This is a genomic window from Ferrovibrio xuzhouensis, assembly GCF_042648965.1.
GTDB lineage: Bacteria > Pseudomonadota > Alphaproteobacteria > Ferrovibrionales > Ferrovibrionaceae > Ferrovibrio > Ferrovibrio xuzhouensis.
Genome location: NZ_JBHRYJ010000001.1, coordinates 1,784,699 through 1,796,694, shown reverse-complemented (window position 1 = coordinate 1,796,694; position 11,996 = coordinate 1,784,699). Strand labels below are relative to the sequence as shown.

Genomic DNA, 11,996 nt, shown 5'->3' with positions numbered 1-11,996 from the left:
CCCGCGTCGCTAACATATAGTTAACGGGCCCGCCGCAAGATGCGGCGACCGCGCGCGTCGTTGCGCGTATTGAAGGGTTGCACAACCGGGTCTGTCGACGGCAGACTTCGGCGAACGATCCTATAGTCCGGGGGGACGCAAGAATGCGGCTCGGTATTCGTCTGAAACTGTTCCTCGCCATCGGCGTCATCGCCGCCATGGCCGTGATTTCCAGCCTGATCTCCTTCGGCTTCTTCGGCCAGGTGCGCGGGGCGCTCGGGCTCGTCGCCGAACGCAGCATCCCTGCCGTCACCGCCGCACTCACCCTGTCGGCGCAGAGCGCCGATCTGGCCGCCGCCGCACCGGCGCTGGCCTATGCCTCGGCCGAGGGCGAACGCCAGGCGGCGCTCGGCAACCTGCAGGGCAAGCAGATCCAGATCCAGCGCACCATGGCCCAGGTCGATGCCAGCGGCATCTCCGCCGACCTGCGCAAGGAAGTGGAAGAGAACGTCAACAAGCTGATCGCCGCGATGGATGCCATCGACAAGGCGGTGGTCGAGCGCCTGAAGATTCGCGACCAGCGCGCTGCCCTGACCAAGACGCTGACGGACGACCATGCGCAGTTCCTGTCGCTGGCGCAGCCCTCGGTCGACCAGGCGGTCATGGACATGACCATGGAATTCGAGCTGGTGTCGCGCTCGAGCGGCCCGGGCGCCGGCGAGATGATCCAGAGCATCCTCGACAAGCAGGTCGCCGGTTCGCGCGCCATCCAGGCGCTGGTCGCCAAGGTGAACCAGGCCGAGGGCCTGCTGGCGGTCGGCGCCCAGGCCGAGACGCCGCAGGCGGTCGACCATGTCGGCGCCGATTATGTGAACGTCAAGGCCGACATGCTGGACATGCTCGACACCGTCCATAACATCTATCCCAACGCCGACATGGAAAAGGCGGTCAAGGAAATCGCCGCACTCGGCGACGGCGACAACAGCCTGCTGGCCACCCGCAAGCATGAACTGGCCGCCATCGCCAGGGCCACCGACGCCCTGTCCGGCAGCCGCAACACCGCCACCTGGCTGGCCGATGCCGTCGACCGCACCGTGCAGTCGGCCCGCGACGAAACCGACGCCTCGACCACTGCCTCGATGACGGCGATCCGCATCGCCCAGACCAGCATGGCGGTGATCGCGGCGATCTGCCTGATCTCTGCCGTGGTGATCGGCTGGCTTTACATCGGCCGCCGCGTGATCGATCCGATCGTCGGCACCACCGGCACCATGGGCCGGCTGGCCAACAAGGACTGGGACACCGAGGTCAAGGGCATCGAGCGCACCGACGAGATCGGCGACATGGCGCGCGCCGTGCAGACCTTCAAGGAACAGGGCCAGGAAGCCGAACAGCTGCAGACGCAGATCGAGAGCGAGCGCAAGACCCGCGAGGCCGAACGGCTGGAGCAGGAAGCCCTGCTCAAGGACGCGGTCGGCGGCATCGTTGCCGCCGCCAATGCCGGCGATCTTGCCCAGCGCATCGACACCAGCCGCATCGAAGGCGTGATGCGCGAGCTCGGCGAGGGCGTCAACCAGCTGCTCGGCACCGTGGAGCGCGCGCTTGGCGATCTCGGCACCATGCTGCACAAGCTGGCCGATGGCGACCTGACCCATCGCATCCGCAGCCAGTATGACGGCCTGTTCGCCAAGCTGACCGGCGATGCCAACCAGGTCAGCGACCGGCTGGCGACCACCATGGCCGGGCTGTCCGACGCCGCCCGCCTGGTGCGCGACGCCTCGGCGGAAATCTCCACCGGCAGCCAGGACCTGGCCAGCCGCACGGAAAGCCAGGCCGCGGCCCTCGAGCAGACGGCGGCCTCGATGCACGAGGTCACGGCGACAGTGAAGCAGAATGCCGACAACGCCCAGGCCGCCAACCAGCTGGCCAGCGTCGCCCGCGACACCGCCGAGAAGGGTGGCGGCGTGGTCGAGCAGGCGGTGACGGCGATGAACGGCATCGAAGACAGCGCGCGCAAGATTTCCGACATCGTGTCGCTGATCGACGAGATCGCCTTCCAGACCAACCTGCTGGCGCTGAATGCCAGCGTGGAAGCCGCCCGCGCCGGCGAAGCCGGCAAAGGTTTTGCCGTGGTTGCCCAGGAAGTGCGCGCGCTGGCCCAGCGGTCGGCCGATGCCTCGAAGGAGATCAAGACGCTGATCCAGGCGTCGAATGCCCAGGTGAAGAGCGGCGCCCAGCTGGTCAACCAGGCCGGCACCTCGCTCGACGAGATCGTCACCGCGGTGAAGAAGGTCTCGGACATCGTCGCCGAGATCGCGGCGGCCTCGACCGAACAGGCGCGCGGCCTCGAGGAGGTCAACGGCGCCGTGGTCAACATGGACGAGATGACCCAGCGCAACGGCGCGCTGGTCGAAGAGACCAATGCCTCGGCCCAGGCGATGGCCGACCAGGCCCGCCAGCTCGCCGAGCTGGTCGGTCACTTCCGCATCGACGGCAGCGACGCGACCCGGGACGAGGCCGAAGCGGCCGCGGACCTGCCCGCGGAGGAGGCCGAAGACACGGACGAGCGGACCGCCGAAGCCGCCGACTGATCCCTGAAATGACCGCCGGCCGGCCACATCAGTGGCTGGCGACATAACGAGTGGTTGCGCCCCCGGCCGGCCTTGCCGGCCGGTTTTTTATTGCGCCCGCCCCAGAATACAGCAAATTTGCCTATTTTTCGCCATTCTTATGGCACACATAGGGCAAGAAAAATGCTTATCAAATTTCAACTGGAAATTATATTCTGCCCTTATTCTATCATATGGTGTGTCCCAGAAAGGCGGCGGACCAATGGCACCACGGGCAAAGATCATCAAAGCGTCGCAGGCGCTGCGCCAGAAGGCGGTCAATCACCGCACCGGCCTGCCGCTGATGCTGACCGATGAGGTGCGCGGCCAGATCGAGGGCGTCATCGCCGCCTCGATCGACAGCTTCGCCACCGAGGTGCTCGGCAAGCTGGTCGAGATGCGGCAGATCATCGCCCGGCTCGGCAAGGACGAGGTCAGCCGCGCCTTCGTGCTGCCCTCGGTGCAGGAACTCGCCTTCGACATCAAGGGCATGGGCGGGCTGTTCGGCTATCCGCTGCTGACCGCGCTCGGCAAGTCGCTGAACGACTTCATCGGCACGCTGACCATGCCGAGCGAGGCATCCTTCGAGATCATCTCGATCCACATCGATGCGCTCTACGTGCTGCTGGCCCAGCATGTCACCGGCCAGGGCGGCGAGGTCGAACGCGTGCTGATCAGCACGCTGGCCAGCGCCGTCGACAAGGTCGCCGGCCGCGACCTGATGCTGCTCAACTGAGGCGGCCGCTGCCGGTCAGCCCGCCAGTCAGCCCAGCAATCAGCCGAGCTGGTTCTCCGGATTGACGTTGCGCTCGATGGTGACCTTGATCTTGTTCAGGAACAGTTCGAACTGGTCATAGCGCAGCTTCATGCCCGGCTTGTCGGCGACGTCCGACTCAAACAGGTAGTTGCAGTGGTCGAGCGCGTTGACGCAGAAGCCCAGCGCCCAGAAGCGCTCGTTGGCATTCTGCAGGAAGACACGGAACGGGCCGGGGTCGTTGCGCTCGAGAAACACCGAGTGGCATTCCCGATAGCTTCTGAAGATGTTGACGGTGCTGGAGGTCAGTGCCTTCATCTGGTCGATCGTGCTGCGCTTGTGCATCTGGTACATCTCTTTCAGATGCCCGAACATGGCCAGATCGTAGGGTTCTGAATCCTTCGACTGCAGCCAGCGGATGATGTCCATGCTGCGCGTGATGTTCTCGGCGTATTTGTATTCGTAATACGCGACGCCCTTCCAGGCGGTCAGGATGCGGTTGGCCAGCGCCTTCTCGATGCCGAAGGCCTCGATGAACATCTCGGCCTCGGCGCTCTGCGCCTTCCACAGTCCGTTGATGAAATCGCTGAGCGAGCGCGACTTCTTCTCGATCAGCTGCACCGGAAACGCCTTGGTGATGATCGGGTAGACATCGCGGGTGATGATGCTCTTGATGCTCAGCTCCTCGATCTTGTCCAGCCCGAGGAAATCGCCATCGATCATCACCTGCGCCTCGTCGAACTTGACCCGCATCAGGAAGGGGTCCAGCGACGGGATATCGTCGATCAGGTTGAGCAGCTGCAGGTCGCGCGCATTCTCGGCCGTCGGTTCGGCCAGATCGATGCCGATGAAGTATTTCAGCTTGGCGGTGAAATCATCTTCGCGCAGATAGACGCCATGGCCGCCGTCCTGCGGCACGGCCGAATCGTAGGGAAAATACATGCAGGTCTCGACCGGGCGCTCCTTCTTCATGCCGCTCGAGGACACGAATTCGGAAATCTCCATGTCGAAATTCGGATACTTGAAGATGATCGCCTTGTTCAGGCGGGCATTGTCGAAGAACTGCCGCTCGGTCTGCTTGACCTTCTTGGGCACGTTGAACACCACGTTCGAGCGGTCCGACAGGATCTTCTCGAGCAGCGGCGATATGGCCTTGCGGCCCTTCTTGTTCTTCTTCAGCGCCATGGCGACAGGGGGTCCGCAACGGCGTGGCGACCATGCCCCGGGCAAGATGGCGGCGGGGCGGGGCGCTGCGGTCGGCAGCGCGACGCCACGGCGTTCCAACCGCTCATGACCCAGGGAATCACAATTGCCACGCGATCAAGCTTCTCTACTGCAAGTTATATTTACCCGCAGAAAGGAGCACAATAGGCCGTGGGCCATGACGCCGATTATTTCGTCCCGGACCGGTCCGGTCCGGCTGCGATGACCGCCGGCCGGCTCACAGCCGGCGGATATGGTCGAGGAAGTCGCGCACCCGGCTGCCGAGCTGCGCCGCCTGTCCGTTCAGGCCGTCGACGGCGCCGCTGACCGAAGCGGCGGCGGCGCCGGCGGTTCCGGCGGCTGCCGAAATTTCATGCACATTCGACGACACGCTTTCGATCCCGGCGGCGGCATCCTGGATATTGTCGCTGATGTTGACGGTGGCGCCGGATTGCTCCTGCATCGACTCGGTCATGGTGCCGACGCGCTCGTTCAGCGTATCGGCCTGGCTGCGGATCACCGCGATGGCGTTCACCGTGTTGTCCGTGGCGCGCTGGATGGCGCCGATCTGGTCGGCGATGCTTTTGGCCGCCTCTGCGGTCTTCTGGGCGAGATGGCGCACCTCCTGCGCCACCACGGCGAAGCCCTTGCCGGCCTCGCCGGCGCGCGCCGCCTCGACCGAGGCATTCAGCGCCAGCAGGTTGGTCTGGAAGGCGACGCCCTTGATGAATTCCACCACCTCGTCGATCTTGCGGTTGGCGGTTGCCAGATCCTGCACCGCGTCCGAGGCGCGCGCCACCTCCTCGGTGACCGCCCGGCTGGCGGTGCGGGCATCGGTGACCTGGCGGCTGACCTCGGAGACCGAGGCGCTGAGCTGTTCGGCCGCCGCCGCCACTGCCTGGGCATTGGTGGTCGACTGGTGCGCCGCGGCCGCGACGGAATCCGCCTTGCCGTGCACCGCCTCGATCTCGTGACTCATGGTGGCGGCATTGCCGTGCAGCGTCTGGGCGGACTCCTGTACCGCCTCGACGATCGACATCACCTCGCGCTCGAACTGGTCGGCAAGCTGCTGGCGTTCGGCGCGGGCGGCTTCCTCCATGGCGGCGCGCTGCTCGGCGACCTGCCGCTCCAGCCGCGTGGCGGCGTCGGCCCTGTCGTGCATCGCTTGGCGCGCCCGGTTGGTGATCTCGGCGCCGCGGCGGAAATCGCCGGTCATGCCGCGCAGCAGGAAGGGCCGGAAATACTTGCCGGCGGCGGCATAGGTCAGCGCTGCGCCGGATTCGCGGATGAACGCATCGGTACGATCGAGCAGGCGGTTGAGCGCCCGCGCGGTTTCGGCATGGGCGCCGTGGCTTTCGGTATCGACGATACGCGCCGACAGGTCGCCCGCGGCAGCCCGGCCGCAGACATCGTCGATCGCCTGCAGCACGCTGCGGTGCCGGCTTCTGGCAAAGATGCTCATCGCTCTATCCTCGGATCATGCTGCAGGCCGGTCGCCGGTCTCAGGCCGCGACACCGGCAGCGGCCGGACTGTCGTCCAGCGAAAAGACAAATTCCTCGTAGCTGACGCCGGCATCGGCCAGCAGCTTTTCCAGCAGGGCGAAGCCGGCCGCCTGGCCCTGCTTGCGGTCGGCATGCTTCTGCTCCTCCGCCAGCAGGGCGCGATACAGCGGCTCGACCTTGGCCAGCGCCGCCGGCGACGGCAGCCGGCGGTTCGAGTGATAGCTGTCGAGCCTGCCCTGCGCGTCATAGCTCGGCGTGACATGGGCGAAGACCCAGTAGAAATCGCCGTTCTTCGCCATGTTCTTCACATAGGCGAAAATCTCGTTGCCGGCGGCGATGGTCTGCCACAGCAGCTGAAACACGCAGCGCGGCATGTCGGGATGGCGCACGATGCTGTGCGGCTGGCCGATCAGATCGCGTTCACTGTAGAGCGCGACGCGGCAAAACACGTCATTGGCGTAGGTGATGCGGCCGCGGGCATCGGTCTTGCTGACGATGATCTCGTCGGCGCCGAAGCTGCGCTCGGTCCGGGTCGGTTGCGGATGCGGGGCGGCGGACGGGCTTGGCATGGGAGGTTCCGGTCGGTTATCGGATACCGGCAGCGCGCTGCCGGCAGTCCGGCAACCTGCCGCAACCAGGACAGCCGCTCCATGACCCAGATCAATCGCCATGGCCGCAGCCTGCCGCAGCGGCAGGACCGGCCGGGCGAACGGAACAAAGGGCGCGGGGAACGGGGGGAAACTGGTGCCGGCGGAGGGACTCGAACCCCCGACCTCGACTTTACGAAAGTCTTGCTCTACCAACTGAGCTACGCCGGCTGATCGCCGGGCCCGCACCGGTTGACCCGGACGGGTGGCGCGCGGAAAATACGGACCTCGACGGCACTTGGCAAGCCGCAAACCCGGCCAAAGTGGGGGCCGGGGCAGGCCGGTGCGAAGGATACGGCGAAGGATACAGGGGGATTTCACGGATGGCCGCGGCTTACACGCTTTACGGCAGTTTTCTGTCCGCTCCGACCTACAAGGTCGGCCTGATGCTGAGCCTGTGCGGCCTGTCCTTCGACTACCGCCATGTCGATCTCGCCAAGGGCGAGCACAAGACCCCGGAATTCCTTGAACTCAACCGCTACGGCCAGGTGCCGGTGCTGCGGCATGGCGAATACACGCTGTGCCAGTCCAACAGCATCCTCGAATACCTGTCCGAGCAGACCGGCAAGTTCGGCGGCGCCACCGTACTGGAACGCCAGAACATCCGCGAATGGCTGTTCTGGGAAAGCGACCGGCTGGAGCCGTGGTTCAACCGCACACGGTTTTTCGAACGCTTCGCCAAGAACGATCCGGCCGTGATGGAGTATTGCCGCAATATCGCCGAGATCGGCCTCGGCGTGCTCAACACCCTGCTGGACGGCAAGCGCTTCCTGGTCGGCGAGCGGCCGACCTTCGCCGATATCGCGCTGTTCGGCGTGGTCGTGCATATGGCGGAAGCCAAGTTCGATCCGGCGCACTGGCCGCATACCAGGGCCTGGTGGGAGCGCATGATGGCGCTGCCGGGTTTCCAGTTGCCCTACGACCTGCTGCCCAAGGCGGATCGCAACGCCTAGGTGTCAGCGTATTTCGGCGGCCGGCAGCAGCGGCCGCGGCGGCTGCGCCAGCGGCGCGGTCTCGCCGAGCGCGGTCGGGTCGAGCGTATCGAAACCGCCGCAGGACGGACACAGCGGCATCCAGTCGGCCTGGCCGATGCCGCAGGCGCCGCATTGCCACAGCGCGACATCGCCGCCATAGGACGCCTTGGCGCGCCATGTGTCGGCGACGGCCGCATCGCCATCGCCCTCTTCGGCCAGCCGCGCCATCAGCCGGGCGCCCCAGCGGCCGGCATGGTCGGCGGCCGCCAGCGCGCTGCGGGCGCCGGCATAGTCATGGGCCTGCAGGGCCGCGGCGGCGATCAGCAACTGGCTCTCGGTGGCCTGCGACTGGTCGGCCGCGAAATCCCGCGCGCGCTGGACCAGGGTGTCGGCCGGCAGATCCTGCTGCAGGGCAAGCCAGGCCTCGGCCAGCGCCTCGGCCGGCTGGCGTGCCCAGGCGCGGCGCAGGGCTTTTGCCGCGGCATCGCGGCTGGCGGGGGTATCGGCGGCGCGCGCCAGCAGCAGCGGCGGCACCGGATGCTCGGGCAGCTGCTTGGCTGCCTGTTCGGCAAGCTTGCGGGCCGGCTGCAAGTGACCCTGGACGAGTTCGGCCTGCGCCTCGGCCAGATCGAGCCGGGCGCCAAGCTGCTGCGCGCCATCCTTGCTGACGGCCTTTTTCTTGCGCGCCACTTCGAGCCGGCGGCGCGCCGCCAGCCAGTTGCCGGCCTCGACCATCAGGCGCAGCTCGGCCTCGGCAGCAAACGGCGACGCCGGCCGCAGCACCGAGGCGCGCCCTGCCAGATCGAGGGCGGCTGCGCGGTCGCCGCGCTGGCGCGCATCGGCGAGCAGGCCGCGCAGGCCGAGGAATGCCGTGCCGGGATCGGCAGCCAGCGCCGTGAAGGCCTTGCGCGCGCCGTCCTCGTCACCGCCGAGCTGGGCGGCATGGGCGGCAAGCAGGCGGGCAAGGGCGGGATCGTCAAGCTGCTGGGTGGCGCGCGCCGCCAGTTTCATGGCGCGGTCGGGCTCGCCGGCCGCCACCGCCACCATGCCGGCGGCGAAATTCGCATAGCCTTTCGCCTGCCGCTTCAGCCGCCGGCGTTGTGGCAGCGCTGCCGCCCAGGCGATGATCCAGGCAACGACGAAGACGGCAACGGCGAGCAGGATGACCAGCAGGGCCAGCACCGGCGCCGGTGTCTCGACCAGATAGCCGAACCAGTTGATCTGCACGCGCCCCGGCTGGTCGGCCAGCCAGGCCGCCAGCCCGGCCAGCACCATCAGGATCGCAATTGTCAGACCGGTGCGCAGCAGCCGCATCATGGCGCTCTCACGGCGCCGCGAAATAGGCCTGCAGCGCCGCTGCGGCTTTCTCCAGCGCGGCATCGAGCTGCAGCCGGGTTTCGGCCTGCCGGCGCCAGTCGGCCAGCGCCGGCACCAGGGTCATGCCATCGAGGGCCGCCGTCGCGCCGGCGAGGTTGCCGCCATGCAGGGCCGCACCGGCAGCCTCCAGCTTGCCTTCCGGCGTCGCGGCATCGGCCGCCGCACCGACGCGGCGGATGCTGACCAGGCCGGCCACCTTGTCGAAGGCGCGCTGCCACCACGGCCTTGCCGCGGTGGCCGTCTCGTCGGGCGCGCGGAAGGCGGCGGCCTGCTTTTCGGCCGCCGACGGGAAACCGGCCAGCAGGTCGACCTGGGTCGGCGCGCCGCTGTCGGCAAAGGGCTGCAGCGCGGCAACGGCATCGCGCAGGCCATTGCCGGCATCGCCGCCGGCCTTTTCGGCCAGCGCGCGCAGCGGCGGCAGCTCGGATGCGAAGGGCAGACCGCGGCGGGCGTGGTCGCGCAGCTCGCTCCAGGCCAGCAGCTGCTGGATCGGTGCGCGCAGCGCGGCGGCGCGGTTGTCGACCGCCGCACGGAGGCGGGCGTCGAATTCATCCATGCGCTGCTGCACGACGATGCGGTCGGCGGCCTGCGCCTCCTTCGCCGACTGCAGCGCGGCCACCGCCTGCTCCAGCGCATCGAGCCGCTTGTTCAGCGCCTGGGTCTGGCCCTGCATCAGCGCCTGCATCTGGCCCTGCAGGCCGGTGGCGAGATCGGAGAGCTGCTGCGGGCTGACCCGCGCCGCGGCCTGCTCGCCGGACGGCAGCTGCTGCAGCCGGTCGAGGCCGTCGGTCAGCGCGGCGAGCCGCCGGTCGAGATCGTCGACGCGTTTCGCCAGTGCCGCGTCGGCGGCCGTGACAGGGGCAGTGGCCGGTTTCGCCGCGATGGCGCCGGGATTCGGCGGCGCAGGTTTCGCCGGCACCGGCATGGTCTGTACGGGAGAAGACGATGACGAGGCGCCGGTCAGGGTCGCGAGGTCGAGGCGGCCGGTGCTGGCAAGCTGCACCACCACGGCAACGGCGATGCTTATGACAATGGCAACGACCAGCAGCACGGCGATGCGGGTATGACGACCGGTCCAGTGCAGGTTGCGGATCGGCTCGACCTTGGCATCGATGATCGTCGCGCCATCCGCTTTCGCCCCGGCCGCCTTTGCGCCGTCCGCCTTGCCGTCGCCGGAACGCTTGCCGTCGCGCGTGTCGCTCATTCTCGCTCTGCTCCGTTCTGCGATCCGGCAGGATGCCGGTCCGACGCCGGTCCGGCGTCAGTCTGGATGCCGAGCAGGGCCAGCAAAGCGGCCTCGCGCGGTTCGGCGGCCACCGCCACCCGGCGCCACGGCAGGGCATCGACCGCCGCCGCGACATTGGCGCTGAGGCAGGCCGCCATGGCCAAGACTGCCCCGCCACCGCAGCCGGCCGCAAGGGCCAGCGTAGCAAAAGTCGCTGCGGTGCGGGGAGAGAAAAACAGCACCGCGTCATACTGTCCCGCCGCAAACGCCGTTGCGACCGGCACCGGCAGGGCGGTCGCTGCCGCAGCCTCGTAGAGCACGGCGCGGCGCACGGTAAAACCATCGGCCTGCAGCAGGGCCTGCAGGTCGCCGGCCAGCACGCTGCCCGCCACATGCAGCAGCACGCCATCCTGCGGCCGCGCCTGTGCACGCACCAGCGCGGCCAGCTTTTCGACATCGCCGCCGGCCGTATGCAGATCGCTGAAACCCGCCGCGCGCGCCGCCTGCGCCGAGGCCTCGCCGACCGCCCAGACGGCAAGATCACGCCGCGTCGCATTGGCCGCGAAAGCCCGCACGCCGTTGGCCGAGGTGAACAGCAGGCCACTGACGCCGTCGAGCGACAGGACGGCATCGCGGCGGATGCGGATCTCGAGCAACGGCGCGCAGTCGGCAGCGATGCCGTGATCCGCCAGCCTTGCACGCAAGCTGGCGGCTTCCGCTTCGGGCCGGGTGATCAGCACACGCATCGCGTCGCCCGCCTCGCTGTTGCCATGGTCAGGGCGTGAAGAAGTCCGGCCCGATGCGGCGGCGCAGTTCGGCGCCGGCATCAGCGCCCAGCGCGATGCCCTCGCCGGCGGCGCCGTCGCGTTCGGTTTCCATCAGCTCGGTGCCGTCGGGCCGCGCGATGGCGGCACGCAGGCGCATGTGGCCGTTGTCGATCTCGGCGAGTGCTGCAATCGGCGTGCGGCAGGAGCCATCGAGTGCGGCGAGCAGCGCGCGTTCGGCTTCGGCGCGCAGCCGTGTCGGCGCATCATCCAGCGGCGCGAGGAAGTCGCGCACGCGGGCATCGTCCTCGCGGCATTCGATGCCGATGGCGCCCTGGGCGACGGCGGGCAGCATCTCCTCGGGCGACAGCACCTGCATGCCCGGCGGTGCGATCTTGAGCCGGTGCAGGCCGGCCAGCGCCAGGAAGGTGGCGGCGACGTTGCCGTCTTCCAGCTTGCGCAGTCGCGTCTGCACATTGCCGCGGAAGGTGACGACGGAAAGATCCGGCCGCCGCGCCAGCAGGAAGGCTTTGCGGCGCAGCGACGCCGTCCCCACGGTGGCGCCCTGCGGCAGGCCGGCCAAGGTGGTGGGCTTGAGCGCCAGCAGCACGTCGCGCACATCCTCGCGCGGCAGATAGGCGGCGATGGTCAGGCCCTCGGGCAGCTTGGTCGGCATGTCCTTCATGGAATGCACGGCGAGGTCGATGCTGCCATCCAGCAGGGCGTCTTCAATTTCCTTGGTGAACAGGCCCTTGCCGCCGCTGTCGGCCAGGCTGCGGTCCTGGATACGGTCGCCGGTGGTCTTGATGACGCGGACCACGATCTCGGCCTCGCGCAGCGCGGGATGGGCCAGCAGCAGGCGCTGGCGGGTTTCCTGGGCCTGGGCCAGTGCCAGCGGCGAACCGCGGGTGCCGATGGTCAGCACCGGCGTTACCGGAACCGGTTTTCCGGGGTTCACTTG

General features: G+C 68.0%; 10 protein-coding genes and 1 tRNA gene. 3 read left to right on the top strand and 8 right to left on the bottom strand.

Annotation, left to right across the window (positions count from 1 at the left end; translation table 11 throughout):
* Positions 1-143: 143 nt before the first annotated feature.
* Both ACFOOQ_RS08915 and ACFOOQ_RS08910 read left to right on the top strand, forming a co-directional pair.
* Entirely contained in the window at positions 144-2,570 is a 2,427-nt protein-coding gene (locus tag ACFOOQ_RS08915) for a methyl-accepting chemotaxis protein (RefSeq protein WP_379724651.1), read from the top strand.
* A 241-nt stretch (positions 2,571-2,811) separates the two neighbouring features.
* Positions 2,812-3,324 carry a hypothetical protein gene (locus ACFOOQ_RS08910; protein ID WP_379724648.1) on the top strand — a complete coding sequence of 171 codons (513 nt, stop codon included), beginning with the start codon at positions 2,812-2,814 and terminating at the stop codon, positions 3,322-3,324.
* Between the two features lie 39 nt (positions 3,325-3,363).
* Here ACFOOQ_RS08910 and ACFOOQ_RS08905 read toward each other — a convergent pair whose 3' ends face one another.
* The 4 genes from ACFOOQ_RS08905 to ACFOOQ_RS08890 all read right to left on the bottom strand — a co-directional run bounded on the left by ACFOOQ_RS08905 (position 3,364) and on the right by ACFOOQ_RS08890 (position 6,866).
* Positions 3,364-4,527, bottom strand: a complete 1,164-nt coding sequence (locus ACFOOQ_RS08905) for a hypothetical protein (protein WP_379724645.1) — start codon at positions 4,525-4,527, stop codon at positions 3,364-3,366.
* Between the two features lie 256 nt (positions 4,528-4,783).
* Positions 4,784-6,007, bottom strand: coding sequence for a methyl-accepting chemotaxis protein (locus ACFOOQ_RS08900; RefSeq protein WP_379724641.1), 1,224 nt, complete (start codon positions 6,005-6,007; stop codon positions 4,784-4,786).
* Positions 6,008-6,047: 40 nt separating this feature from the next.
* On the bottom strand, positions 6,048-6,617 hold the full coding sequence (locus tag ACFOOQ_RS08895; protein ID WP_379724638.1) for a PAS domain-containing protein: 570 nt from the start codon (positions 6,615-6,617) through the stop codon (positions 6,048-6,050).
* Between the two features lie 173 nt (positions 6,618-6,790).
* Positions 6,791-6,866 (bottom strand) — tRNA-Thr (locus tag ACFOOQ_RS08890).
* A 152-nt stretch (positions 6,867-7,018) separates the two neighbouring features.
* On the opposite strand from ACFOOQ_RS08890, the gene ACFOOQ_RS08885 reads away from it, so the two are divergent.
* Positions 7,019-7,648, top strand: a complete 630-nt coding sequence (locus tag ACFOOQ_RS08885; RefSeq protein ID WP_379724635.1) for a glutathione S-transferase family protein — start codon at positions 7,019-7,021, stop codon at positions 7,646-7,648.
* A 3-nt stretch (positions 7,649-7,651) separates the two neighbouring features.
* Here ACFOOQ_RS08885 and ACFOOQ_RS08880 read toward each other — a convergent pair whose 3' ends face one another.
* Genes ACFOOQ_RS08880 through hemC form a run of 4 tightly spaced genes read right to left on the bottom strand, consistent with a single transcriptional unit; the run spans position 7,652 to position 11,993 of the window.
* Entirely contained in the window at positions 7,652-8,986 is a 1,335-nt protein-coding gene (locus ACFOOQ_RS08880; protein WP_379724632.1) for a heme biosynthesis HemY N-terminal domain-containing protein, read from the bottom strand.
* A gap of 7 nt (positions 8,987-8,993) precedes the next feature.
* Entirely contained in the window at positions 8,994-10,250 is a 1,257-nt protein-coding gene (locus ACFOOQ_RS08875; RefSeq protein ID WP_379724629.1) for a COG4223 family protein, read from the bottom strand.
* On the bottom strand, positions 10,247-11,017 hold the full coding sequence (locus ACFOOQ_RS08870) for a uroporphyrinogen-III synthase (protein ID WP_379724626.1): 771 nt from the start codon (positions 11,015-11,017) through the stop codon (positions 10,247-10,249). The genes ACFOOQ_RS08875 and ACFOOQ_RS08870 overlap by 4 nt, the downstream gene beginning before the upstream one ends.
* A 28-nt stretch (positions 11,018-11,045) precedes the next feature.
* Positions 11,046-11,993, bottom strand: a complete 948-nt coding sequence (gene hemC, locus ACFOOQ_RS08865) for a hydroxymethylbilane synthase (RefSeq protein WP_379724623.1) — start codon at positions 11,991-11,993, stop codon at positions 11,046-11,048.
* Positions 11,994-11,996 lie beyond the last annotated feature (3 nt).